This is a genomic window from Paraburkholderia oxyphila NBRC 105797, from assembly GCF_000685075.1.
GTDB classification, from domain to species: Bacteria; Pseudomonadota; Gammaproteobacteria; order Burkholderiales; family Burkholderiaceae; genus Paraburkholderia; species Paraburkholderia oxyphila.
This window is the reverse complement of record NZ_BAYD01000014.1, coordinates 112,858-139,168: the sequence shown is the minus strand read 5'-3', so window position 1 is coordinate 139,168 and position 26,311 is coordinate 112,858. Positions and strand designations below refer to the sequence as shown.

General features: G+C 66.4%; 19 protein-coding genes. 15 read left to right on the top strand and 4 right to left on the bottom strand.

From position 1 onward, the window contains the following. The first annotated feature begins 35 nt into the window (after nt 1–35). The 11 genes from BO1_RS50790 to BO1_RS12740 all read left to right on the top strand — a co-directional run bounded on the left by BO1_RS50790 (nt 36) and on the right by BO1_RS12740 (nt 13,412). Nucleotides 36–695, top strand: coding sequence for a methyltransferase domain-containing protein (locus BO1_RS50790; RefSeq protein WP_043284648.1), 660 nt, complete (start codon nt 36–38; stop codon nt 693–695). A 192-nt stretch (nt 696–887) separates the two neighbouring features. Then, nucleotides 888–1,241, top strand: coding sequence for an FmdB family zinc ribbon protein (locus tag BO1_RS12785; protein WP_028217899.1), 354 nt, complete (start codon nt 888–890; stop codon nt 1,239–1,241). Between the two features lie 75 nt (nt 1,242–1,316). Further along, nucleotides 1,317–1,952, top strand: a complete 636-nt coding sequence (locus tag BO1_RS12780; protein ID WP_043284646.1) for a DUF502 domain-containing protein — start codon at nt 1,317–1,319, stop codon at nt 1,950–1,952. A 77-nt stretch (nt 1,953–2,029) separates the two neighbouring features. Beyond that, complete coding sequence (aspS, locus tag BO1_RS12775; protein ID WP_028217897.1) at nt 2,030–3,835, top strand: aspartate--tRNA ligase; 1,806 nt, start codon at nt 2,030–2,032, stop codon at nt 3,833–3,835. A 179-nt stretch (nt 3,836–4,014) separates the two neighbouring features. Beyond that, nucleotides 4,015–4,500 carry a dihydroneopterin triphosphate diphosphatase gene (gene nudB, locus BO1_RS12770; RefSeq protein ID WP_028217896.1) on the top strand — a complete coding sequence of 162 codons (486 nt, stop codon included), beginning with the start codon at nt 4,015–4,017 and terminating at the stop codon, nt 4,498–4,500. Between the two features lie 92 nt (nt 4,501–4,592). Then, nucleotides 4,593–5,939: a phospholipase D-like domain-containing protein gene (locus tag BO1_RS12765; protein ID WP_028217895.1), complete on the top strand. Its 1,347-nt coding sequence runs from the start codon at nt 4,593–4,595 to the stop codon at nt 5,937–5,939. 270 nt (nt 5,940–6,209) lie between these two features. Next, nucleotides 6,210–6,809: a TetR/AcrR family transcriptional regulator gene (locus BO1_RS12760; protein ID WP_028217894.1), complete on the top strand. Its 600-nt coding sequence runs from the start codon at nt 6,210–6,212 to the stop codon at nt 6,807–6,809. An 85-nt stretch (nt 6,810–6,894) separates the two neighbouring features. After that, the gene (locus BO1_RS12755; protein ID WP_028217893.1) at nt 6,895–8,682 is read left to right on the top strand and encodes an acyl-CoA dehydrogenase C-terminal domain-containing protein; all 1,788 of its coding nucleotides are present in this window, start codon (nt 6,895–6,897) and stop codon (nt 8,680–8,682) included. 168 nt (nt 8,683–8,850) lie between these two features. After that, entirely contained in the window at nt 8,851–11,292 is a 2,442-nt protein-coding gene (locus BO1_RS12750) for a 3-hydroxyacyl-CoA dehydrogenase/enoyl-CoA hydratase family protein (protein WP_028217892.1), read from the top strand. Between the two features lie 34 nt (nt 11,293–11,326). Then, complete coding sequence (locus BO1_RS12745) at nt 11,327–12,526, top strand: acetyl-CoA C-acyltransferase (RefSeq protein ID WP_028217891.1); 1,200 nt, start codon at nt 11,327–11,329, stop codon at nt 12,524–12,526. 115 nt (nt 12,527–12,641) lie between these two features. After that, nucleotides 12,642–13,412, top strand: a complete 771-nt coding sequence (locus BO1_RS12740) for an enoyl-CoA hydratase (RefSeq protein ID WP_028217890.1) — start codon at nt 12,642–12,644, stop codon at nt 13,410–13,412. Nucleotides 13,413–13,463: 51 nt separating this feature from the next. Here the strand turns inward: BO1_RS12740 and fdhD are convergent, their stop codons facing one another. Further along, nucleotides 13,464–14,354: a formate dehydrogenase accessory sulfurtransferase FdhD gene (fdhD, locus tag BO1_RS50785; protein WP_043284644.1), complete on the bottom strand. Its 891-nt coding sequence runs from the start codon at nt 14,352–14,354 to the stop codon at nt 13,464–13,466. Between the two features lie 278 nt (nt 14,355–14,632). Here fdhD and BO1_RS12730 point away from each other — a divergent pair, with 278 nt between their 5' ends. Both BO1_RS12730 and BO1_RS50780 read left to right on the top strand, forming a co-directional pair. Beyond that, complete coding sequence (locus BO1_RS12730; protein ID WP_028217889.1) at nt 14,633–15,127, top strand: nitrate reductase associated protein; 495 nt, start codon at nt 14,633–14,635, stop codon at nt 15,125–15,127. Between the two features lie 189 nt (nt 15,128–15,316). Then, the gene (locus BO1_RS50780; protein ID WP_084687915.1) at nt 15,317–18,964 is read left to right on the top strand and encodes an EAL domain-containing protein; all 3,648 of its coding nucleotides are present in this window, start codon (nt 15,317–15,319) and stop codon (nt 18,962–18,964) included. A gap of 131 nt (nt 18,965–19,095) precedes the next feature. Here BO1_RS50780 and BO1_RS12720 read toward each other — a convergent pair whose 3' ends face one another. Further along, nucleotides 19,096–19,491, bottom strand: coding sequence for an acyl-CoA thioesterase (locus tag BO1_RS12720; protein ID WP_028217888.1), 396 nt, complete (start codon nt 19,489–19,491; stop codon nt 19,096–19,098). Nucleotides 19,492–19,869: 378 nt separating this feature from the next. Here BO1_RS12720 and BO1_RS12715 point away from each other — a divergent pair, with 378 nt between their 5' ends. Further along, nucleotides 19,870–21,768, top strand: a complete 1,899-nt coding sequence (locus BO1_RS12715; RefSeq protein WP_028217887.1) for an ABCB family ABC transporter ATP-binding protein/permease — start codon at nt 19,870–19,872, stop codon at nt 21,766–21,768. 29 nt (nt 21,769–21,797) lie between these two features. Here BO1_RS12715 and murU read toward each other — a convergent pair whose 3' ends face one another. Both murU and BO1_RS12705 read right to left on the bottom strand, forming a co-directional pair. Further along, nucleotides 21,798–22,523: an N-acetylmuramate alpha-1-phosphate uridylyltransferase MurU gene (gene murU, locus BO1_RS12710; RefSeq protein ID WP_028217886.1), complete on the bottom strand. Its 726-nt coding sequence runs from the start codon at nt 22,521–22,523 to the stop codon at nt 21,798–21,800. Nucleotides 22,524–22,586: 63 nt separating this feature from the next. Further along, nucleotides 22,587–23,636 carry an aminoglycoside phosphotransferase family protein gene (locus tag BO1_RS12705; protein ID WP_028217885.1) on the bottom strand — a complete coding sequence of 350 codons (1,050 nt, stop codon included), beginning with the start codon at nt 23,634–23,636 and terminating at the stop codon, nt 22,587–22,589. A gap of 285 nt (nt 23,637–23,921) precedes the next feature. Between BO1_RS12705 and BO1_RS12700 the strand changes: the two genes are divergently transcribed. Further along, a complete protein-coding gene (locus tag BO1_RS12700) occupies nt 23,922–26,297 on the top strand; it encodes an LPS-assembly protein LptD (RefSeq protein WP_028217884.1) in 2,376 nt (791 codons plus the stop codon). The last annotated feature ends 14 nt before the right edge of the window (nt 26,298–26,311 follow it).

The window sequence follows — 26,311 nt, the reverse complement described above, 5'->3', positions numbered from 1 at the left end:
CAGGCGCATTGGCCCCGCAGACAAGGAGTGAGACGATGAGCGAACCGACCCTTCCCCAGCAGCCGGGCGAGGTGCCCGAGTTCGAGACGCGTGACCCTGGCGAGCGCGAGTTCTGGAACGAACGCTTCGAGCGCGGCTTCACGCCGTGGGATCAGGCTGGCGTGCAGCCGGCCTTCGAGGCCTTCGCTGCCGCGCATCCGGCCGCCGCCGTGCTGATTCCCGGCTGTGGCAACGCCTGGGAGGCGCGCTGGCTGGCCGAGCGCGGCCGCAAGGTGCGCGCGATCGACTTCGCCCCGTCGGCAGTGGCGAATGCGCGCGCCGCGCTCGGCGATTTTGCGGATGTGGTCGAGGAAGCGGACTTCTACGCCTACGAGCCGCCTTTCGCGACGGACTGGGTCTTCGAGCGCGCGTTCCTGTGCGCGCTGCCCAAGGCGCACCGGCCGCTCTATGCGCAGCGCATGGCCGCGCTGCTTGAGCCCGGGACGCTGCTGGCGGGCTTCTTTTTCCTCGGCGACACGCCCAAGGGGCCGCCATTCGGCATTGATCGCGCCGAGCTGGACGCGCTCCTCGCGCCGTATTTCACGCTGCTCGAGGATCAACCCGTGGAAGGCTCGCTGCCCGTGTTCGTCGGCCGCGAGCGCTGGCTCACGTGGCAGCGCAACGACGCTCCGGCCACGCCACACCACGCTGGATAGCGCCGCTCAGCCCGATCGCACGTGAAAACGCAGGCGTGTACTTGATCGGGCGCAAGCCGCCCCCAACTACAGCGAACCCGCATTGCGCCAACCCGGCCCGGCAAATGCCGGGCCAGGGGCGCGTTTCCGGCTATAATTCAAGGCTTTGCAAGCTTTTATCAGAATTTCACTCGTTTCATCAGGAAAGAGATCATGCCGATCTACGCTTATCGCTGCGAGTCGTGCGGCTTCGACAAGGACGTGCTGCAAAAGATCAGCGATGCGCCCCTGACGCAGTGCCCGAGCTGCGGCGCGGACACATTTCGCAAGCAGGTCACTGCGGCCGGCTTTCAGCTGAAGGGCTCGGGCTGGTACGTCACCGATTTCCGGGGCGGCAATAACGGCAAAGCGGCTGGCACGAACGCTGCTGCAACCGGCGCCAACTCCGGCGAAGGCGCGTCGTCGTCCGAAGGCAGCAAGCCGGCGGGCGAGGGCGCGAGCGCCGCAACGCCGGCACCCGCAGCCGCACCCGCGAGTTCGGCGCCCAGCACGGCTGGCTCCACCTGAAACCCTGCCGCCCGGCTTCCCGGAGCCCGGCGGCGCCAAGCGCCGCGCCTCGCGCGCGGTCCGGATGGCGTGTACATGACGACGATCAAGAAAGCGACCTTCAAATCGGTATTCCTGACCGGCCTGCTCGTGCTGGTGCCGCTGGCCATGACGCTGTGGGTGCTCAATCTCGTCATCGGCACGATGGACCAGACGCTGCTCCTGCTGCCCAGCTCGTGGCGGCCCTCGGTGCGCCTGCCCGGTCTCGGCGCGGTGCTCACGCTCGCGTTCATCTTCGTGGTGGGGCTGCTCACGCATAACTTCATCGGCCAGAAGCTGGTCGAGTGGTGGAATGCGCTGGTGCGCCGCATCCCGGTCGTGGGACCGCTGTACAGCAGCATCCAGCAGGTTTCCGATACACTGCTTTCCAGCAACGGCAATGCGTTTCGCAAGGCACTCCTGATCGAGTATCCGCGCAAGGGTTCCTGGACCATCGCGTTCCTCACCGGCATTCCGGGCGGCGACGTGGTGAACCATCTGCGCGAAGAGCACGTGAGCGTGTACGTGCCGACCACACCCAATCCCACCTCGGGTTTTTTCCTGATGGTGCCGAAGAGCGAGGTGATCGAGCTCGACATGACGGTCGACGCCGCGCTCAAGTATATTGTTTCGATGGGCGTCGTCGCGCCTGCCGCGAATCCTGTGCGGCGCCCCATCGATCCCCCGCTTTAATACCGGACGCCGCGCCGGCTGCCCGTATGTCACGCGCGGCCGTCCCGTTCATTCATGCATAACGAAAGACGAACATCATGTCGATGAGATCTGAATACTGCGGTCTGGTGACCGAACAGCTGCTGGGCCAAACTGTTTCGCTGTGCGGATGGGTGCAACGCCGCCGCGACCACGGTGGCGTCATCTTCATCGACCTGCGCGATCGCGAGGGCCTCGTCCAGGTCGTGTGCGACCCGGATCGCGCCGAGATGTTCAAGACTGCCGAAGGCGTGCGCAACGAGTTCTGCGTGCAAGTGAAGGGTCTCGTTCGTAACCGCCCCGAAGGCACGGTCAACGCGAACCTCACGAGCGGCAAGATCGAAGTGCTCTGCCACGAGCTCGTGGTGCTCAACGCGTCGGTCACGCCGCCGTTCCAGCTCGACGACGACAACCTTTCGGAAACCACGCGCCTCACGCATCGCGTGCTCGACCTGCGTCGCCCGCAGATGCAGCACAACCTGCGCCTGCGCTACCGCGTGACGATGGCCGTGCGCAAGTACCTCGACGCGCTCGGCTTCATCGACATCGAAACGCCGATGCTCACGAAGAGCACGCCGGAAGGCGCGCGCGACTACCTCGTGCCCTCGCGCGTGAACGCAGGCCAGTTCTTTGCGCTGCCGCAGTCGCCGCAGCTGTTCAAGCAGCTCCTGATGGTGGCGAACTTCGATCGCTACTACCAGATCGTCAAGTGCTTCCGCGACGAAGACCTGCGCGCCGACCGTCAGCCCGAATTCACGCAGATCGACTGCGAAACGTCGTTCCTCGGCGAGCAGGAAATCCGCGACCTGTTCGAGGACATGGCGCGTCACGTGTTCAAGGAAACGATCGACGTCGAGCTCGACGCGAAGTTCCCGGTGATGAAGTACTCGGAAGCGATGAGCCGCTTCGGCTCGGACAAGCCGGACCTGCGCGTGAAGCTCGAATTCACCGAACTGACCGACGCCATGAAGGACGTCGACTTCAAGGTGTTCAGCGCACCGGCCAACACGAAGGACGGCCGCGTCGCGGCGCTGCGCGTGCCCAAGGGCGCCGAGCTCTCGCGTGGCGATATCGACGGCTACACGGAATTCGTGCGCATCTACGGCGCGAAGGGTCTCGCGTGGATCAAGGTCAACGAAGCGGCGAAGGGCCGTGACGGTCTGCAAAGCCCGATCGTCAAGAACCTGCACGACGCCGCGATCGCCGCGATCCTCGAGCGCACCGGCGCGCAAGACGGCGACATCATCTTCTTCGCGGCCGACCGCGCGAAGGTCGTGAACGACAGCCTCGGCGCACTGCGCCTGAAGATCGGCCATTCGGAGTTCGGCAAGGCCAATGGCCTCGTCGAGAAGGGCTGGAAGCCGCTGTGGGTGATCGACTTCCCGATGTTCGAATACGACGAGGAAGAAAACCGCTACGTGGCCGCGCACCACCCGTTCACGAGCCCGAAGGACGAGCACCTGGAATACCTCGAAACGGATCCGGGCCGCTGCCTCGCGAAGGCTTACGACATGGTGCTGAACGGCTGGGAAATCGGCGGCGGCTCGGTGCGTATCTATCAAGAGGACGTGCAGAGCAAGGTGTTCCGCGCGCTCAAGATCGGTGCGGAAGAGGCGCGTGCGAAGTTCGGCTTCCTGCTCGACGCGCTGCAGTACGGTGCGCCTCCGCATGGCGGCATCGCGTTCGGTCTCGACCGCATCGTCACGATGATGGCCGGCGCCGACTCGATCCGCGACGTGATCGCGTTCCCGAAGACGCAACGCGCACAGTGTCTGCTCACGCAGGCGCCGAGCGAAGTGGACGAGCGCCAGCTGCGCGAGCTGCATATCCGTCTGCGTCAGCCCGAGCAGAAGACGGCGCAGTAAGCTGCACCGCGGCGTACGCATGAGCCGCAACGCGGCTCTTGCGTCACGCAACGCAATACAGAAAAGGCGCATCGTGCGCCTTTTTTGCTTTTTGCGTTAAATTCATTACTAAAGCGCCGCGCGTTTTGCCCACGCGTCGCGCCGCGCATTCCCCAGACGCACCATCGCGCTCCATTGCCATGCAGAAGCCGCCGAAGATTCCGCAATCCGTACTCGTCGTCATCCATACGCCGCGGCTCGAAGTCCTGATCATCGAGCGCGCCGACCGGCAGGGCTTCTGGCAGTCGGTGACGGGTTCGAAAGACCGGATCGACGAGCCGTTCGCCGAGACGGCCGTGCGCGAGGTGGCCGAGGAGACGGGCATTGTCGTTGGCGCGCCGGGCGTGCCGGAGCACGCGCTGCGCGACTGGCGCCACGAGATCGAGTACGAAATTTACCCGGTGTGGCGCCACCGCTATGCGCCGGGCGTCACGCGCAACACCGAGCACTGGTTCAGCCTGGAGGTGCCCGAGGGCACGGTCGTCACGCTCGCGCCGCGCGAACATGTTGCCTGGCGATGGCTGCCTTTTGAAGAGGCGGCGGCGCAATGCTTCTCGTGGTCCAATCGCGAGGCGATCCTGCAGCTGCCCGGGCGCCTCGAGCAGCTTCGTGGAGCGCTCACGTGAGCGACACCAGCACCGAACGCGGCAACGGCGCAAGTGATGGCGCGGGCAAGAGCGCCAGCGCCAGCGCCGCCGGTACCGACTCGCGGCGCGTCGTGCGCCTGCGCGAGGCCCTGCTGGGCCGGCGCTATCGCTCGCGCTACCGCTTCACGAGCGGCAACGAGGTGCGCCTGTTCGGCTCGGGCGCGGACCTCTTCGGGGCGATGATCGAGCGCATCGACGCCGCGACACGCGATGTCGCCATCGAGACCTACATCTTCTGCGACGACGACATCGGCCGCGCGCTCTCCGCGGCGCTCGTGCGCGCGGCGCAGCGCGGCGTGCGCGTGCGCATCATCACCGATGGGATCGGCACGCCCCATCTCGCGCTGTTCGACACCTGGCTTGCTGCCGGCGTCGAGCATCGCGTCTACAACCCGCATATCTTCGGGCGCTTCGGCTTTTCGCGCACGCATCGCAAGCTCGCCGTGATCGACGACCAGTACGCGTCGTGCGGCGGCATCAATGTGATCGACGACCTCGAGCAGGACGGCAAGACGCTGCCGTATCCGCGCTGGGATTTCGCCGTCGCGCTGCACGGGCCCGTGGTGGTGGACGTGCGCGTGGCGTTCGAGCAGCAGTGGCGGCGCATCCGGCTCGGCCATCGGCCGCCGCTGCCGGCGGGCTCGCTTTCACCAGGGGTGCCCGCGAGTGCGGGCTACATGGCGCCGCATCCGACCGGGCACACGATCGCGCGCTCCACCCAGATGGTCGACGACGCGCTGCGCGCCCTCGCGCCCGCCGTGCGCTCGGGGCCCGCGGCGCGCCTCTTTACGCGCTTGCGCGAGCGCCTGCGCGCGAGCGTGCGCGACCCGCGCGTGGCGCGTGTGCCTTGCGTGGCGTTCGTCGCGCGCGACAACGTCGTGAACCGGCGTGCGATCGAGAAGGCTTATCTCGACGCGATCGGCGAGGCGCGCAAGGAAGTGCTGCTCGCCAATCCGTACTTCATGCCGGGACGGCGGCTACGCCGTGCGCTGCTCGAAGCCGCGCAGCGCGGCGTTGCCATCAAGCTTTTGATCGGACGAAAAGAGTTTGCCGTGCTCGATTACGGCGTGCCGTTCCTCTACCACCAACTGCTGAGCGCCGGCGTGCAGATCGCCGAGTACGAGAAGACCATGCTGCACGGCAAGGTCGCCGTGGTCGATTCGAACTGGGCGACCGTCGGCTCTTCGAACCTCGACGCGCTCTCGCTCGTGCTCAACAACGAAGCCAATGTGCTGCTCGTGCTGCATCCGCAGATCCAGCAGCTGCGCGACGCCATTCTCGGCGCGTTCGAGGAGTCACCGCAGATCGACCGTGCGCGCTACGAGGCGCGGCCCTGGCACGTGCGCGCGCTGAACTGGCTCGCGTGGTCGTTCTATCGCGCGACCATGAAGCTGCTCACCGTGGGCGGCTACGACTAGGGCGCGTTCCCGGCAGGAAGAGGCCCTGCGCGCCAGGCACCACGCACGCCTGCCATACGAATCGTCAGGCTTGCAATCCAGAAATGTTCGCTTGTGCATCGCGCGCGATGCCCGAAAATTAGAGTACCGGCTAGAAATCGGTTTCTAATAAAGTTCTTGTTTTCGCGAGCGGCTGTCTTCAATAATAGTACGGCCGTTCGATTTCATTCCGGCCCTGATGTGAGCGGTTGTTGTGAGCATCTCGGCTTCATCGTTACGGTAAATAAAGCTATGCGAAAAGGCGAACAGACACGAGCCGCCATTCTGGATGCAGCACTCGACCTCGCGAGCCGCGACGGACTGGAAGGTCTGACGATTGGCCTGCTTGCCGAGCGCATGCAGATGAGCAAGAGCGGCGTCTTTGCGCACTTCGGGTCGCGCGAGGACCTGCAGGTCGAGGTAGTGCGCGAGTATCACCGCAGATTCGAGGAAGAAGTCTTCTTTCCGAGCCTGCGCGAACCACGTGGTTTGCCGCGTTTGCGTGCGATGGTGTCGCGGTGGATCGAAAAGCGCATTCACGAGGTCACGACCGGCTGCATCTATATCAGCGGTGCGGTCGAGTACGACGACCGGGCGGACAGCCAGGTGCGCGAGCAGTTGGCGGCGAGCGTGACGACGTGGCGCGCGGCGCTGATGCGGGCGATTTCGCAGGCGATTGAAGAGGGGCATTTGCGCAAGGACACCGATCCGGCGCTGATGCTGTTTGAACTGTATAGCGTGACACTCGGTCTGCATCACGACGGCCGCTTCCTGCACTTGCCGGACGCGGTCGAGCATACGTGGGCCGCGTTCGAAAAACTGATCGTTTCGTACCAGACCGTCAGCCAGTAGCGGCCGGGCGCGCGCGAGCGCAGCAGCGGCACATGGCGGTACGTGAGAGGTCCGAAACTTCAGGCTCATTCCAGGGAGAGAAGAGATGGGACAGTACACCGCGCCGCTGCGCGACATGCAATTCGTCCTGCACGAACTGCTGAACGTGGAAGGCGAAGTCAAGCAGATGCCGAAGCACGCTGACCTCGACGCCAACACCATCAACCAGGTGCTCGAAGAAGCCGGCAAGTTCTGCTCGGAGGTGCTGTTTCCGCTGAACCAGGTTGGCGACCGCGAAGGCTGCACCTATGCCGGTGACGGCGTCGTGACCACGCCCACTGGCTTCAAGGAAGCGTACAAGCAGTATGTCGAGGCCGGCTGGCCGGCGCTGGGCTGCGATCCCGAATACGGCGGCCAGGGGCTGCCCGCGTTCGTGAACAATGCGCTCTACGAAATGCTCAACTCGGCGAACCAGGCGTGGACCATGTATCCGGGTCTCTCGCATGGCGCCTACGAATGTCTGCATGCGCACGGCACGCCCGAGCTGCAGAAGACCTACCTGCCCAAGCTCGTCGAGGGCGTCTGGACCGGCACGATGTGCCTGACCGAGCCGCACTGCGGCACCGACCTCGGCATCCTGCGCACCAGGGCCGAGCCGACGGGCGACGGCGCGTACGCCATCTCCGGCACGAAGATCTTCATCTCGAGCGGTGAGCACGACATGGCCGGGAACATCGTCCATCTCGTGCTCGCGCGCCTGCCGGACGCGCCGCCGGGAACCAAGGGCATCTCGCTGTTCGTCGTGCCGAAGTTCATCCCGAACGAAGCGGGCGAGCCCGGCGAGCGCAATGGCATCAAGTGCGGCTCGATCGAGCACAAGATGGGCATCCACGGCAACGCGACCTGCGTGATGAACCTCGACGGCGCGAAGGGCTGGCTGGTCGGCGAGCCGAACAAGGGCTTGAACGCCATGTTCGTGATGATGAACGCCGCGCGCCTGGGCGTCGGCATGCAGGGCCTCGGCCTCACCGAAGTCGCGTACCAGAACTCGCTCGTCTATGCGAAGGAGCGCCTGCAGATGCGCGCGCTGACCGGCCCGAAGGCGCCCGAAAAGGCCGCCGACCCGATCATCGTGCATCCGGACGTGCGCCGCATGCTGCTCACGCAGAAGGCCTGGGCCGAAGGCGCGCGCGCCTTCACGTACTGGTCGGCGCTGCAGATCGACAAGGAGCTCTCGCACGGCGACGAGGGCGAGCGCAAGGAAGCGGCCGATCTGGTCGCGCTGCTCACGCCGATCATCAAGGCCTTCCTCACCGACAACGCGTTCGAGAGCACCAACCTCGGCATGCAGGTGTTCGGCGGCCACGGCTTCATCTCCGAGTGGGGCATGGAGCAGTACGTGCGCGACGCACGTATCAACCAGATCTACGAAGGCACCAACACGATTCAGTCGCTCGACCTGCTCGGCCGCAAGGTGCTCGGCGACATGGGCGCGAAGCTCAAGAAGTTCGGCAAGCTCGTGACGGATTTCGTCGAGGCCGAAGGCATCAAGCCGGAGATGCAGGAGTTCGTGAATCCGCTCGCCGACATCGGCGAGAAGATGCAGAAGCTCACGATGGAAATCGGCATGAAGGCGATGCAGAACCCCGACGAAGTGGGCGCGGCCGCGGTGCCGTACCTGCGCACGGCCGGCCACCTCGTGTTCGCGTACTTCTGGGCGCGCATGGCGCGCATCGCGCTCGACAAGGAAGGCTCGGGCGATCCGTTCTACAAGTCCAAGCTCGCCACGGCGCGCTTCTACTTCGCCAAGCTCCTGCCTGAGACGGCCACCTCGATTCGCCAGGCGCGTGCGGGTTCGAAGACGCTCATGGAAGTCGACGAAGCGCTGTTCTAAGGCACACGGCGCGCGCTCGGCGCTTGTCTCGCCGCGCGCGCCATCGACATCGCATCACCGAATGCCCGGATGCGGCGCCCACGGCAACAACAACCATAACGCCGTAACGACGACAGGCGCCGCCGCCCCCCGATTTATCCAACATTGCGGTTCTGCTGGAGGAACAACGTGAGCAATCTCAATATTCGCAAGGTAGCCGTGCTCGGCGCCGGCGTGATGGGCGCGCAAATCGCGGCGCACCTGATCAACGCGCGCGTGCCCGTGCTGCTGTTCGATCTGCCCGCGAAGGAAGGCCCCAAGAACGCCATCGCGCTCAAGGCCATCGAGAACCTGAAGAAGCTCTCGCCCGCGCCGTTTGGCGTGAAGGACGACGCGCAGTACATCACGCCCGCGAACTACGAAGACGACATCGCGAAGCTCGCGGAATGCGACGTGGTGATCGAGGCGATCGCCGAGCGCATGGACTGGAAGCACGACCTCTACAAGAAGGTCGCGCCGCACCTCGGCCCGAACGCGATCTTCGCGTCGAATACGTCGGGTCTGTCGATCACGGAGCTGTCGCAAGGTTTCGACGACAACCTCAAGGCGCGCTTTTGCGGCGTGCACTTCTTCAATCCGCCGCGCTACATGCACCTCGTCGAGCTGATCCCGACGACGCATACGCAGCCCGCGATCCTCGACCAGCTCGAGACGTTCCTCACGAGCGTGGTGGGCAAGGGCGTGGTGCGCGCGAAGGATACGCCCAACTTCATCGCGAACCGCGTGGGCATTTTCTCGATCCTCGCGGTGATCGCGGAGGCGAAGAAGTTCGGCCTGCGTTTCGACGAAGTCGACGACCTCACCGGCAGCCGTCTGGGCCGCGCGAAGTCGGCGACGTTCCGGACTGCTGATGTCGTGGGCCTCGACACCATGGCTCACGTCATCAAGACGATGCAGGACAACCTCAAGGACGATCCGTTCTTCCCGGTCTACGAGACGCCGGCGGTGCTGGCCGCACTCGTGCAGAAGGGCGCGCTCGGCCAGAAGACGGGCGGCGGCTTCTATCGCAAGGAAGGCAAGGCGATCAAGGTGCTCGACGCCGAGAAGGGCGAGTACGTCGATGCGGGCGGCAAGGCCGACGAGCTGATTGGCCGCATCCTCAAGCGTCCGGCCGCCGAGCGCCTGAAGCTGCTGCGCGAGACGCAGCACCCGCAGGCGCAGTTCCTGTGGTCGATCTTCCGCGACGTGTTCCACTACATCGGTGTGCATCTGCAGTCGATCGCCGATAACGCGCGCGACGTCGATCTCGCGATCCGCTGGGGCTTCGGCTGGAACGAAGGCCCGTTCGAGGGCTGGCAGGCCGCGGGCTGGAAGCAGGTGGCCGAGTGGGTGAAGGAAGACATCGACGCGGGCAAGGCGCTTTCGAATGCGCCGCTGCCGGCATGGGTGTTCGAGGGTCCGGTCGCCGAGAACGGCGGCGTGCATGGCGCGGAGGGCTCGTGGTCGCCGGCTGAGGCGCGCTTCGTGCCGCGCTCGAATCTGCCGGTGTACGAGCGCCAGGTGTTCCGTGCCGGGCTTGTCGGCGAGACGGGCGCGCGCGATCCGAAGACCTACGGCAAGACGCTGTTCGAGAACGAAAACCTGCGCGCCTGGGTCGATGACCGCGCGGGCGAGGACGACGTTGTCATCGTCTCGTACAAGAGCAAGATGAACACGATGGGGCCGGGCTTGCTCGACTCGCTCGTGAAGGCGATCGAGATCGCCGAAGACGGCTACAAGGGCCTCGTGATCTGGCAACCCACTTCGCTGAAGCTCGGCGCTCCTGGCGGCCCGTTCTCGGCCGGCGCGAACCTCGAAGAGGCGATGCCCGCGTTCATGATGGGCGGCGCAAAGGGCATCGAGCCGTTCGTGAAGAAGTTCCAGGACACGATGCTGCGCGTGAAGTACGCGAACGTGCCGGTCGTCACGGCCGTCTCGGGCATCGCGCTCGGCGGCGGCTGCGAAATCATGCTGCAGAGCGCGAAGCGCGTGGCGCATATCGAGAGCTATGTCGGTCTCGTGGAAGTGGGCGTGGGTCTCGTGCCCGCGGGCGGCGGCCTGAAGGAAGCGGCGATTCGTGCGGCAGAGGCCGCGCAAGCGGTCGGCGCCATGCCCAGCGATCTGCTCAAGTTCCTGCAGAAGTCGTTCGAGAACGCGGCAATGGCCAAGGTCTCGGGATCGGCGCTCGAGGCGCGCGCGATGGGCTATCTGAAGCCGTCCGACACGATCGTCTTCAACGTATTCGAGCTGCTCGACACGGCGAAGAAGGAAGCGCGTGCGTTGTCGGCCGCCGGTTACCGCCCGCCGCTGCGCGCGACGCAGATTCCGGTCGCGGGCCGCTCGGCCATCTCGACCATCAAGGCGTCGCTCGTGAACATGCGCGACGGCCGCTTCATCAGCGACCACGACTTCCTGATCGCGAGCCGCATCGCCGAGGCGGTGTGCGGCGGCGACGTCGAGGCGGGCAGCCTCGTCGACGAGGAATGGCTGCTCAAGCTCGAGCGCCGCGCCTTCGTCGACCTGCTCGGCACGCAGAAGACGCAGGAACGCATCATGGGCATGCTGCAAACCGGCAAGCCGGTGCGCAACTAAGCGGCACGGCACGATAAACGGATCGGAGTTACAGATGAGCAAACAGTTGCAGGACGCATACATCGTCGCCGCGAGCCGCACGCCCATCGGCAAGGCGCCGCGCGGCGTGTTCAAGAACACCCGCCCCGACGAGCTGCTGGTGCACGCGATCAAGTCAGCGGTGGCACAGGTGCCGGGGCTCGACACCCAGGTGATCGAGGACGCCATCATCGGCTGCGCGATTCCCGAGGCGGAGCAGGGCCTGAACGTGGCACGCATCGGCGCGCTGCTCGCGGGGCTGCCGCAGAGCGTGGGCGGCGTGACCGTCAACCGCTTCTGCGCGTCGGGCCTCACGGCGCTCGCGATGGCCGCGGACCGCATCCGCGTGGGCGAAGCCGACGCGATGATCGCGGGCGGCTGCGAGTCGATGAGCATGGTGCCGATGATGGGCAACAAGCCCTCGCTCTCGCCGCACATCTTCGACCGCAACGAAGATATTGGCATTGCTTACGGCATGGGCTTGACGGCCGAGAAGGTCGCGGAGCGCTGGAAGGTGAGCCGCGAGGCGCAGGACGCGTTCTCGGTCGAATCGCACCGCCGCGCGCTGGCCGCGCAACAGGCCGGCGAGTTCAAGGACGAGATCGCGCCGTACACGGTGCTCGAGCGCTTCCCGGATCTCGCCACGGGCGAAGTGATGGTGAACGAGCGCTTGATCGCGCTGGACGAAGGCCCGCGTGCGGAGACTTCGCTCGAAGGTCTCGCGAAGCTGCGCCCGGTGTTCGCGAACAAGGGCTCGGTCACGGCGGGTAACAGCTCGCAGACTTCGGATGGCGCGGGCGCGCTGATCGTCGTCTCCGAGAAGGTGCTCAAGCAGTTCAACCTCACGCCGCTCGCGCGCTTCGTGAGCTTCGCGGTGCGTGGCGTGCCGCCGGAGATCATGGGCATCGGCCCGAAGGAAGCGATTCCGGCCGCGTTGAAGGCCGCGGGACTCAAGCAGGACGATCTCGACTGGATCGAACTGAACGAGGCGTTTGCCGCGCAGTCGCTGGCGGTGATCCAGGACCTCGGCCTCGATCCGGCGAAGATCAACCCGCTCGGCGGCGCGATCGCGCTGGGCCACCCGCTCGGCGCGACGGGCGCGATCCGCGCCTCGACGGTCGTGCACGGCCTGCGCCGCCGCAACCTGAAGTACGGCATGGTGACGATGTGCGTCGGCACCGGCATGGGTGCGGCGGGCATCATCGAGCGGCTGTAAGCGCTTGGGCCTTTAGCGCATAGGCTTTATCGACACGGTTCGCAGGCTTCACGGTCTGCGAGCCGTTTTTCGTATCGGGCTCGCGAGGACGTCGAGTTCGGCTGGAGACAACGACATGAGCAACGAAATCCTGATCGCGCGCGAAAACGGCGTGCTGACGATCACTATCAACCGGCCCGAGCGCAAGAACGCGCTCACGCCCGCGATGTATCAGGCGATCGCCGAGGCGCTCGCTTCGGCACAAGAGGACGCCGCCGTGCGCGCCGTGCTGCTGCGCGGCCACGCCGGGATCTTCACGGCGGGCAACGATATCGAGGACTTCCTGAAGTCGCCGCCCACCGGCGGCGATCAGCCCGTGAGCCGCTTCCTGCAAGCCATCGCGACCTTCGAGAAGCCGCTCGTCGCGGCCGTGGCGGGCGCGGCCATCGGCGTGGGCACGACGCTGCTGCTGCATTGCGATATGGTCTATGCCGCCGATACGGCGCGCTTCGCCATGCCTTTCGCGCAGCTCGGGCTGTGCCCGGAGGCCGCTTCGTCGCTCTTGCTGCCGCGCGTGGCGGGCTATCAGGGCGCGGCGGAAAAGCTGCTGCTCGGCGAGACCTTCGACGCGGCGGAGGCGCACCGTATGGGCTTCGTGAACCGCGTGCTGCCCGCTGCCGAACTCGATGCGTTCGTGAGCGCCCAACTGGCGAAGCTCGTCGCGCTGCCCGCTTCGTCGCTGCGCGTGACCAAGGCGCTCATGAAACGCGCGAGCGAGCATGAGATCAAGACGCAGATGGACGAGGAGTTCGTGCACTTCGCCAAGATGCTGCTCGCGCCCGAAGCGCGCGAGGCGTTCACCGCCTTCCTGCAAAAGCGCAAGCCGGATTTCAGGCAGTTCGACTGAAGACGCGGCGCCGCGGCGCGCGCTTTAGCTGGCCTGGCGGGCTTGGCTGGACTAGCTCGCCTGGCCGGCGTCCGGCGCGGCGTTCGCCGCCGTGTCGTAATCGACATAGCCGGACTCGCGGCAGAAGCTCACGAGCCGCAACCCGGCGCGCTTCGCGATGGCGATGGCGAGCGTCGAGGGCGCCGAGATGGTCGCCACCATCGGTATGCCCACGCGCGCGGCCTTGCGCACCAGCTCATAGCTCGCCCGGCTCGAGAGGAAGACGAAGCCCTGCTGCGTGTCGGCGCGCTCGATCACCAACTGGCCGATGAGTTTGTCGAGCGCGTTGTGGCGCCCCACGTCTTCGAACGCGCGCAGGATTGCGCCGCTCGCATCGCACCAGGCGGCGGCGTGCAGGCCGCCTGTGAGCTTCGTGAGCGCCTGATGCTGTGGCAGTTCGCGGGCGGCGCGCGCGATGGCGTCCGGTGCGAGGCGCCCGAGGAAGCCCGTATCGGGCACCGTTTCCGGTTCGAGGTCGAGCAAGTCGATGCTCTCGATGCCGCACACGCCGCAGCCGCTGCGCCCGGCCAGCGCGCGGCGCTTTTCCTTCAGCTCGACGAACGCCTGTTGCACGACCGTGAGATGGACCTCGGCGTGCGGTAAATCGTCCGAATCCGGCTTCGCGTACCAGTAGACTTCGATGTCCTGGATATCGGCGTTGCGTCCGACGATGCCTTCCGAGATGGCGAAGCCCACCGCGAACGCTTCGAGATCGCGCGGCGTGCACATCATGACAGCGTGCGAGATGCCGTTGAAGACGAGCGCGACCGGCCATTCCTGGCCCACGTGATCGGCGAGCGTTTGTACCGTGCCGCCGCGGTGGCGATGCACGCGCAGCTCGACGGCGCCGGGCTGGCCTTCGGTTTCCAGCGGATTCGGCGCGGCGGCTGCCGCGGCGGGCAAATCGGGGTTCGGGCGGGAATTCAAGCGGGGTGCTCCATCAAATCCATGTGCGTCGGTGTGCTGCGTGGTGTTTCCTGGTGCTGCCTTGCGCGGCGCGCAAAGCCGGGCCGACGGGGCATTCTGCCGGGCCGCGCGGGGATGCTCTTGACGCGGAAGGTTCTAAAATACCTCAAGCGGGCCCCTTTCGCTGTCGTCCAGCTGTGCTCCGGCTTGGTGTCCGAATGGGTCTGGATGGGTCCGGATGCGTTCGGATTGGCCCGCTTCGCGAGGATAACGCCATGGCATTGAACGACGCTCCGCTGCTGTTCCATTACGAGGTCAAATCGTCGGAAGACCTCACCTTCATCCCCATGTGCGTGCGCTTCAATCTGGATCGCTTCGGCTTGCGCATCTCGCTCGCGCAGTGGCAACTGCTGCCGTACGAGGACCGACGCCTGCTCGCACGCTTTCCCGTCGACGAGGACACCGAGATCGAGCCGAATTTCGATCACGCGCTCTTCGAGATGCTGCGCACCCATGCCAACGTCGAGCCCGAATGGTTCGCGCCCGAGGAGGCGCCCGCGTGGCGGGACGCCGATACCGTGCCGGGCGGCATCGCGAATCAGGCGGCGCTCGCGAACCTGCGCGCGCCGGCCGTCGACGACTGGGCCCGGCTTGCGCCGTTTCAGCGCTATGTGCTGACCAAGCTCGCGCGCAAGCCCGAGGCGAATCACGATTTCGTGCCGGCGATGCAGGAGTTCGGGCTGGCCGCGCCTCCCCAGGCGGCGCCTTGATTCGTGCCAGCCGCCGTGTCATCAGCCGTGTCGTGAGGCGCGCCGCGCCAGACGCTCGCGCGTTTTCCTAAAGCCCTTGCCGCTCGTTGCCGTTATCCGGAATGGCGCACCGCGCGCCAGCCTGTCGCGCGCAGGTCGTTAGCAGCCTCTCCGTGCCCGCCCTACGGGGACGAACGACGTTCGGCATTCATGAATCTTCATTACTCGAAGCGGCACCTCATCAACCTGTTGGTCGTTGCCGCTGCCGTGGGCGCAAACGCTTTCGTGGCTTGGGCGCAGATCGACGCGCAGCGCGAGATCGACCAGCGGGCCGCACAGGCCGCGCGCGTACGGCAGGATCTGGATCGTTTGAGCAGGGCGCTGGGCAGCGGGCTTACCGCACTCGGCCGCTTCGAGGCCGACGGCGTAGCCGAACCGCCCGGCGCGCGCGAGGCCCGCGCCGCGGAACTCGCCGACACGGCGCAGGCGCTGCGCGCCGAACTGGCGGCAGACCCGGCGCTGGCGCAGCGCTTTGAGAACGTGGCGGCACAGGCCTCGCGGCTCGCCGACGAGATCGACGACACGCTCGCCCGCGCACAGGAGCGGCTCGCCGATGCCCGCGTGCAGGCCAGTGCGCAGCAAGCCGAGGCGGCGCAGGAAGCGGCGGCGGGGCAAGGCGGCACGACGCCAGCTGGCGGCGCGCGGGATACCGGGGGCGTTGCGGCGGTGCCAGCGCATGGGCGCGACTTGTCGTCGTGGGGCAACACCGGCGGGGCCGCATCGAGTCTTGTTGCGCCGTATTCGGGCAAGGCAGGCGTGCCGGCAGCGAGCCTTGCTGCGCCGTATTCGAACAAACCGGGCGTTTCGGCAACGAGTCTCGCCTCGCCGTATTCGAACAAGCCGGGCGTTTCGGCAGCGAGTCTCGCCTCCCCATATTCGAGCAAGCCGGACGCATTGGCATCGAGTCTTGCCGATCCCTACGCGAAAAAGCCGGCGCTGCCGGCATTGAACCTGGCCGAGCCGTACGCGAGCAGCACAACCGTCGCGAACACGGCCGCCAAGCCCGCCGTTGCGCAAACCGCGCAACCGGCCGCCCCGGCGCAGCCGGCCGCCGCGGATCCCGCGCTTGCCGCCGTTGCACCATGGGTCGCGAGCGAATACATCCGCCTCGACACACGCGCCGACCGCGTCGACGCCAGGCTCTCGTCGTTGCAGGGCGAGCAGGATCGCGCGCTCGCCAGTGCGTTCGCCGAGTCGTCGAGCGCGGGCCGCCACGCGTCGATTCTGCTGATCGTGACGATGCTCTCGGGCGCGGCGCTGCTCATCTACACCTTTGGCGCGCGCGAGAACGCCGCGCGCAAAAAGCTGCGCGCGCTCGCCGGCATGCGTGCGCGCAACGAGCGCTTCCAGGGCCTGTTCGATGCCCACCCGGTGCCGATGTACGTGTTCGACCGCGAGACGCTGCGCTTTCTCGCGGTCAATGCGGCGGCGATCCAGCAATACGGCTACAGCGAGGAGGAGTTCCTCGCCATGACGATCCGCGAGATCCGTCCGGCCGACGACGTCGCGCGGCTCGAACAGCATCTCGCGCGCTCGGACACCCTCACGCAGAACGTGCGCACGATGGCCGGCATCTGGCGCCATGCGCGCCGTGACGGCTCGCTCATCAGCGCCGACATCTCGCACCACTCGCTCGTCTTCCAGGGCCGCGCGGCGGTGTTCGTGCTCGCCGACGACGTGACCGAGCAGATCAAGGCCGAGGTCGAGGCGCAGCGCTCCAACCAGATGCTCGAGACGGTGATCGACAACATCCCGCAGCGGATCTTCTGGAAGGACGCGCAATCGCGCTATCTGGGCTGCAACATGACGTTCGCGCGCGACGCGGGCCTCGCTTACCCCGAGCAGATCGTCGGCAAGACCGACGACGACTTGCCATGGCGCGCCTATGCGAGCGTCCTGCATGGGCAGGACCGCGAAGTGATCGAGTCAGGGCTGCCGCGCATCAACTACGAAGAAGAGCTGACGATCGACGGCCTGCATCGCACCACGCTCACGAGCAAGCTGCCGCTGCACGACGGCGACGGCCGTGTGATGGGCGTGCTCGGCAGCTACTCGGACACCACCGAGAGCAAGCGCGCCGATCTCGCGCTGCGCCTGCAGAGCCGGGCGCTCGACGCCTGCGTGAACGCGATCCTGATCACCGGGCCGGGGCCGGGCGGGAGCAACCTGATCGAGTACGCGAATCCGGCGTTTCGCCGCATCACTGGCTACGATCCCGCCGAGGTGATCGGCCAGGACTGCCGCCTGCTGCAGCGCGACGACCGCGACCAGGAAGGGCTCGTCGCGATCCGCCGGGCCTTGCTTTCGAACCGCGAGGTGAGCGCCGTGCTGCGCAACTACCGCAAGGACGGCGCGCTCTTCTGGAACCAGTTGCTGATCGCGCCGGTGCCGGACCTGTACGGCCGCATCACGCACCATATCGGCATCATCAACGACGTGACCGAGCTGATCCGCTATCAGGAGCAGCTCGAATACCAGGCGAACTACGACAGCCTCACGCAGCTGCCCAACCGCAACCTGCTGCGCGACCGCCTCCAGCAGGCGCTCGTCTCGGCGCAGCGCCACGCGCGCGGCGTGGCCGTGCTGTTCATCGACCTCGACGGCTTCAAGAACGTCAACGACAGCCTCGGCCACAGCGTGGGCGACCGGCTGCTGGGCGTGGTGGCCGAGCGGCTCACGCGCTGCACGCGCACGAGCGACACCGTCGCGCGCCACGGCGGCGACGAGTTCGTGATCGTGCTCACTGACACCATCGACGAAAAGTCGCTGATCGGCTGGATGGAGCGCGCGCGCTCGATGATCTCGGAGCCGGTGTGGATCGACGGCACCGAGCTCTACGTGGGTTGCAGCATGGGGGCGAGCGTGTATCCGCAGGACGGCAACGACGCCGAGGCGCTGCTCAAGAAGGCCGACGTGGCCATGTACCGCGCGAAGGAGCTGGGCCGCAACACGTTCCAGTTCTATCAGCCTGAGATGAACGCGAGCGCGGGCGCGCGCATGAACCTCGAGCGGCGCCTGCGCCGCGCGCTGCGTGACGGCGAGTTCCTGCTGCACTACCAGCCGCAGGTGGAGATCGAGGGCGGGCGCATCGTCGGCATGGAGGCGCTCGTGCGCTGGCTCGATCCGGAGGCGGGGCTCGTGTCGCCGGCGCAGTTCATTCCGGTTGCGGAGGAGAGCGGCCTGATCGGCCCGCTTTCCGATTGGGTGCTGCGCGAGGCCTGCCGGCAGAACCGCGCGTGGCAGGACGCGGGGCTGCCGCCCGTACGCGTGTCCGTGAATTTTTCGGCGAAGACGTTCCACCAGCGCGACATCACCGAGCTGGTGAAGGGCGTGCTTCAGGAGACGGGGCTCGACCCGTGCTGGCTCGAAGTCGAGCTCACCGAAAGCACGCTGATGCGCAACACGGAAGAGGCGGTCTCGATGCTCAACGCGCTGCATGAGGCGGGCGTGGGGATCGCCATCGACGACTTTGGCACCGGCTATTCGAGCCTGAGCTATCTGAAGCGGCTGCCGGTGGACCGGCTCAAGATCGACCGCTCGTTCGTGGCGGACATCGGCAACAGCAGCGACGACGAGACCATCACCGCGGCCATCATCGCGCTGGCGCACGAGCTGCGGCTGCAGGTGATCGCCGAAGGGGTGGAGACCTCGCAACAGTTCGCGTTCCTGCGCGAGCGCGCGTGCGACGAGCTGCAAGGATATTTCTTCGCGCCGCCAATGCCGGGGGCGGAGGCCGCGGCGCTCTTGAGCGCGAGCCAGGCCTACGAGGAGGGCGCGGGGCTCGCGTGGCCGACCTGATCTGCCTTCAGACGGCCTGATGCAAGCGGATCGGAGCGGGCGCGCGGCAAGCCCGCGCGACAGGCCCGATCATGCGAACGGGTCTGCGAGCGGGCCCGCGGTTCAGTTGTCCGAACCGCGCGGGCCGGATCTTATTCGATCGCCGGCAGCGGACGCGGGCGGCGGTCGGCACCCGTGGCCACATAGGTGAGCGTTGCTTCGGTCACCTTCACGACTTCATCGGTCAGACGCATGCGCTGGGCGTAGACCTCGACCTCGACGGTCACCGAGGTCGTGCCGGTCTTGACGATATCGGCATAAAAGCTCAGCAGGTCGCCGACGAACACCGGTTGCTTGAACAGGAACGAGTTCACCGCGACGGTCGCGACGCGGCCGTTGGCGCGGCGGCTCGCCGGGATCGAGCCGGCGATGTCGACCTGCGACATGATCCAGCCGCCGAACACGTCGCCGTGGACGTTGGCGTCGGAGGGCTGCGGCACGACGCGCAGCGCCGGCGACTTCTGGGGGAGCGGGGAAGAGTCGGTCATCGGGGGTCCATGAAAAGGGCTGGAACAGCGGGGCGCCAACGGCAGGGCAGAAACGGGACATAGGCGGCACACAAGCGCCGCTGCAGGCGCGGCCTCATGTCCTGGTTGAGGCAGCACACGGGACGCGGCGCTCCGTGGCACGGGCCTCTTGCACGCGCCAGTGGCCGTCAGCGGGCCGTGCTGCCTTCTGCGACAATAGGGTGTCAGGAATTGTACGGGAAAGCGGCAGACGCGGCGGTGCGGCCAGAACGGCACAGCGCATCGATCCGGCGCGACGCGGAACCCGTTGTCCATCTCCCCCAACAATACGCCGTGCTTCCCGCGCGCGCCCTTGACTATCGAGGCGCTCGCCAGTGGCACGCCCCTGGTCGCCCGCCCATGCGCCGCTTTCCCGCCTCCAACGAACCCGCGCCGCCCGCCACCGGGCCGCGCAACGACTGGCAGACCATCGTTTCGCTGCTGCCGTATCTCACTGCCTACAAATGGCGCGTGGCGTTCGCGCTCACCTGCCTGATCGGCGCGAAGGTCGCCAACCTGGGCGTGCCGATCGTGATGAAGCACATCGTCGACAATCTCGCGGCCGTACGGCACCTCACCGCGCTCGGGCGTGCCGAGCACGCCCCCGGCATCGTGCTGATGGGCGGCGTGGGGCTGCTCGTGGTGGCCTATGCGGTGGTGCGCCTCTCGACGTCGCTTTTCACGGAGCTGCGCGAGATCCTTTTTTCGAAGGTGACGGAAAGCGCCGTGCGCCAGCTCGCGCTCAAGGTGTTCCAGCATCTGCATTCGCTTTCGCTGCGCTTTCATCTGGAGCGCCAGACGGGCGGGATGTCGCGCGACATCGAACGCGGCACGCGCGGCATCACGCAACTGATTTCGTACTCGCTCTACAGCATCTTGCCGACGCTCGTCGAAGTGGGCCTCGTGCTGGGCTTCTTCACGGTGAAATATGAGGCGTACTACGCGATCGTCACGCTCGTGGCGCTGGCCGCGTACATCGTCTTCACCGTGAAGGTGACCGAGTGGCGCACGCATTTTCGCCGCACGATGAACGAGCTCGATTCGCGCGCGAACTCGCGGGCGATCGACTCGCTCATCAACTACGAGACCGTGAAGTACTTCGGCAATGAGGCGTGGGAGACGCAGCGCTACGACGAGAACCTGCGCCGCTATCGCGCCGCGGCGATCAAGTCGCAGCAGTCGCTTTCCGCGCTCAACTTCGGGCAGCAGGCGATCATCGGCACGGGGCTCGTATTCATCCTGTGGCGCGCGACGCAAGGCGTGATGGCCGGCAAGCTCACGCTGGGCGACCTCGTGCTCATCAACACCTTCATGCTGCAGCTCTACATTCCGCTGAATTTTCTCGGCGTGGTGTATCGCGAACTGAAGCAGAGCCTCACCGACATGGACCGCATGTTCACGCTGCTGACCGTCGCGCGCGAGGTGCCCGATGTGCCGGGCGCGCCGGCGCTCGCGGTGCGCGGCGGCGAGGTGCGCTTCACGCACGTGAATTTCGCCTATGAGCCGGCGCGCCAGATCCTGCACGACGTGAGCTTCACCATTGCGGCGGGCACGACGACGGCGGTCGTGGGCCACAGCGGCTCGGGCAAGTCCACGCTCTCACGCCTGCTGTTCCGCTTCTACGATATCGACAAGGCGACGGGCGGCGCGATCACGATCGACGGCCAGGACATTCGCGATGTGACGCAGGATTCGCTGCGCGCGTCGATCGGCATCGTGCCGCAGGACACGGTGCTCTTCAACGATTCGATCTACTACAACATTGCCTACGGCCGGCCTGAGGCGAGCCGCGAGGAAGTGATCGCGGCGGCGCGCGCGGCGCACATCCACGCGTTCATCGAGAGCTTGCCGAAGGGCTATGAGACGCCGGTGGGCGAGCGCGGGCTCAAGCTCTCGGGCGGCGAGAAGCAGCGCGTGGCGATCGCGCGCACGCTGCTCAAGAATCCGCCGATCCTGCTGTTCGACGAGGCGACTTCGGCGCTCGATTCGCGCTCGGAGCGTGCGATCCAGCACGAGCTCGACCAGATCGCGCGCGAGCGTACGACGCTCGTGATCGCGCACCGGCTTTCGACGGTCGTGCACGCGCAGCAGATCATCGTGATGGATCACGGGCGCATCGTGGAGCGCGGCACGCACGCGGAGCTGCTGCGCGCCGAAGGCCACTATGCGCAGATGTGGGCGCTGCAGCAGCAGCGCGCGAGCGAAGCGGACCGGGCCGCGGCCGAGCCGGCTCAGGTTGCCGCTGAGCGCGGGCGCTGAACGCGGACGAGCCGCGGACCAACCGCGAATCAGCCGCGCTGCGTCGCGCGCAATGCGGTGTCGAGCGCCGCGAGCTGCGCGGGCGTGCCCACGTTCTCCCAGTGCCCCTCGAAGCGCTCGCCGCTCGCGCGCTTCGCCGCGATCGCCTCGCGGTAGTACGGCGTGAGCGCGCGCTTCTCGCCGCGCGGCAGGCTGCGGAACATGCGCGTGTCGTAGAGGCCGATATTGCCGAAGGTGTAGCGCGGCGCGCCGTCTAGCGCGAGCAGGCCGTCGGCGCCGAGTGCGAAGTCGCCGGCCGGGTGAAAGGGCGGATTGGGCACCATCACGAGATGCATGCCCGGCTCGGGCTGCGCCGCGAGCGTAGCGGCGCGCGCGTTCAACACGCTGAAGTCGTATTCGCTATAGACGTCGCCGCTCACGGCGAGAAATACGGCCGGCTCGCCCGCGCGCTCGAGCAAGGGCAGCGCCTGCGCGATGCCGCCCGCGGTTTCGAGCGCGTCGGTCTCGGCGGAGTAGTGCAGCTGCACGCCAAAGCGCGCGCCGTTGCCGAGCGCGGCCTCGATCTGCGCGCCGAGCCACGCGTGATTGATGACGACGCGCGTATAGCCCGCCGCCGCGAGCCGCTCGATCTGCCAGACGATGAGCGGCTTGCCGCCGACTTCGAGCAGCGGCTTCGGGCAGGTGTCGGTGAGCGGGCGCATGCGCTCGCCGCGCCCGGCGGCGAAGATCATCGCCGTGCGCTCCGCCGTGTCCATTGCAGGGGCACGCGTCATGAATTCGACCTTGTTGTCATGAATGATTGAGGGGAGCCTGCGCGCTCAGAACGTGTAGCCTACGTCGGCGCTCGTGCCTTGCAACTCGTCGATGAGCCGCGCGAACGGCACGAGCGGACGATAGCGGTGCGCGACCTTGCCCGCGTAGTCGAGAAAGCGCGGCAGGTCGGCCATGTAGTGCGGCTTGGCGTCCCGATAGTTGATGCGGCAAAAGAGGCCCAGCACCTTGATGTGGCGTTGCAGGCCCATCCATTCGAGCTGGCGGTAGAACTCGCCGAAGTCCGCATCCACGGGCAGCCCGGCCTTCTTCGCACGCTCCCAGTAGTAGGCGAAGCAGTCGAGCTCGAACTCCTCGTCCCAGCTCAGGAACGCATCGCGCAACAGCGAGGCGATGTCGTAGGTGATCGGGCCGTAGACCGCGTCCTGGAAGTCGAGCACGCCGGGGTTGGGCGTCGCGATCATCAAGTTGCGCGGCATGAAATCGCGCAGCATGAAGACCTGCGGCTGGGCGCGCGCGCTCGCAATCAGCAGCGCGAAGGTGCGATCGAGCACGCCGCGCGTGGCCTCGTCGACCTTGCGGCCCAGATGGCGCTCCAGATACCACTCGGGCATGAGCTCCATCTCGCGGCGCAGGAACGCCTCGTCGAAGGCGGGCAGCACGTCCTCGCGCGAGGCGAGCTGGAAGCGGATCAGCGCGTCGATGGCGTCGCGCATGAGGCTGCGCGCTCGAGGGCCGGGGCCCGCATCGGTGAGCGCCTTGAGGTAGGGCGCCGTGCCGAGATCGGTCACGAGCATGAGACCCGCGTCGAGATCGACTTCGAGCACGCGCGGCACGTGCACGCCGGCCGCCTCGAGCAACTGAGCGACCTGCACGAACTCGCGGCACTTTTCGGGCGGCGGCGCATCGACGGCGATCAGCGTGGCGCCGTGCGTGCCGGCGCTCGCGAGGCGGAAGTAGCGGCGAAAGCTGGCGTCGGCGGAGGCCGGGGCGAGGGTGGTGAGATCGAGCGCGTATTTTTCTGCGTGGCCGGCAAGCCAGGCGGCGAGCAGGTCGCGGCGGGCATCGGCCGGGGAAGGCGGGGCTGTGAGGGTCATGAAAACCAGAGGCAAAATCAGTGGATCAACGTCTTGCCATATAATACCCCACGACTTTTTTGACGCGACTCGCGCCAAAGCCCGCATGACGGTTCGCTCGCCGCAATTATCGCCAGTCCATCGTCCGATGAATTGTAAATAATTGTGCGCGAAGTTGCCTTGATCGTTGCTTCGACCGTCGCCTCGCTCCGGTTTCTCGTCCGGGTCGGGGTCACGAGGCCGATGCACCGGCAGTAGAGCCGTGATGGGCGGGCAGGCTGACGGGCCGATACGCCAAAACCATACATGCCGCCCAGACAGTTTTTCCAGACGATCTCCAAAAGTGACGACGGCGTGCCGGGCAAGCGGCGGCTCATCGCGGCGCTCGTGGCCATGCCGGGTCTCATGCCCGCGCTCGCGCATGCGCAGCTTGCGGGCGACGCTGCGCAGCCCCAGCGGCTGGACGACGCGTGGAGCCTGCGCCTTTCCCCGCAGCTCGAGGACCATCCGAACGCGCCCGGCCAGCGGCCGGCTACGTTCGTGCTCGGCGACTCGGCCACCGGGACCTCGGGCACCGACACCGCCGTCAAGGGCTCGGCCGAGCTGCGCCAGGGCACGAACATCGTCAAAGGCGATGCGCTGCACTACGACGAAGACACCGACATGGCCGACGCCTACGGCAATGTCGTCGTCGATCAGAGCGGCACGACCTTCGCCGGTCCGGAAGCGCACCTGAAGGTCGAGGCGAACGAGGGCTTCATGGCCACGCCGAAGTATCACTTCTCGCTGACCGGCGGCTCGGGTAGTGGCGAGCGCGCGGACCTGCTCGACAGCGAGCGCTCGGTGCTCACCAACGGCACCTACACGGCCTGTCAGTGTTCCTCGGATCCCGCCTGGTATATCAAGGGCACCGAGTTCGACTTCGACACGGGCGCCGACGAAGGCGTCGCGCACAACAGCGTGCTGTTCTTCCAGAACGTGCCGATTTTCGCGAGCCCGTGGTTCTCGTTTCCGCTCTCGGCCGATCGCCGCAGCGGCCTGTTGCCGCCGACGTTCTCCGTGAGCTCGACGAACGGCTTCGAATTGTCGATGCCGTATTACTTCAACATCGCGCCGAACCGCGACCTCACGCTCACGCCCGAGATCATCTCGAAGCGCGGCGTGTTCATGCAGGCCAACTACCGGTATCTCTCGACGAACTACTCGGGCACGATCACCGGCACGTTCCTGCCCGACGACGCGATCACGAAGACCAACCGCTACGCGCTGTTCATCCAGCACAACCAGAACTTCGGCAACGGGTTCGGCGGTTACATCTACTACAACAAGGTCTCGGACAACACCTATCCGGAAGACCTCGCGTCGCCCGCCAATCAGTTCCTGAACGGCACGCAGACGCTGTACCAGCAGGAAGCGGGCATCACGTACAACAACGGGCCCTGGTCCGTGCTCGGCCGCTATCAGCACTGGCAGACGCTGTCGCCGTCGACCGCGCCGTATGGCCGCGAGCCCGAGCTCAACGTGAAGTACGCGAAGTACAACGTGGGCGGCTTCGACTACGGCATGGAAGCCGACTACTCGCGTTTTCGCATCACGACGGCGGATGCGACTGAAGGCGACCGGGTCGTCTTCAACCCGTACCTGTCGTACTCGGTCACGGGGCCGGGTTACTTCGTCACGCCGAAGGTGCAATGGCACTTCGCGGACTACAACCTGAGCAATATCGGCAATGACGTGCCCGTCGGCACGCCCAAGAGCTTCACCGAATCGATCCCCACCTTCAGCTTCGACACGGGGCTCGTGTTCGACCGCTCGGTGAATCTGTTCGGCACGGATTACATCCAGACCCTGGAACCGCGCCTGTACTACGTCTACACGCCGTACCGCAACCAGGAGTTCGCGCCCCTTTTCGACACCGCCGATGCCGATTTCGGCCTCGCGGAGATCTTTACGCCGAACACCTTCGTCGGCAACGACCGCATTGCCGATGCGAACCGGCTCACGGCGGCGCTGACCACGCGCTTTATCGACGCGGCCTCCGGCGACGAGCGCGCGCGCTTCGTGATCGCGCAGCAATACTATTTCACCGACCAGCGCGTCACGCTGATCCCGGGCGAGTCGCCCGACACGGGCACCGCGCATTCGGACCTGATTGCCGGCATGTCGCTGAAGATCGGGGGCGGTTTCGCTTCGGAAACGGCGTTCCAATATAATGCCGACCAGGGCCAGCTGACCAAGGCGAGCGTGGGCTTCGGCTATAGCCCGGGGCCGAGCCGCGTGCTCAACGTGGCCTACCGGTACACGCGCGAGAACAGCAGCACGCTCGACAATCAGCCCATCAACCAGATTCTGATTTCGGCTCAATGGCCGTTCTCGCATCGGGTGTACGCTGTGGGCCGCTTCAATTACGATCTGAACGGCCACAAGATCGTCGACGGCCTGCTCGGCATGCAGTACGACGCGGATTGCTGGGCGCTCGGCGTCGGCATCCAGCGCTACGCGAACGGGATCAACACCACGGGCGGGAATAATTCGGCCACGCGTTTTCTCGCGCAGCTGACGCTCAAGGGGCTGTCGAACGTGGACAACGGCCTCGTCGCGGCGTTCAAGGCCGGCGTGCCGGGCTATACGCAGCCGCCGGGGCAACCGCCGCTGCCGTCGCGCTTTACAGATTATCAATAACGCGTGAACCGGCG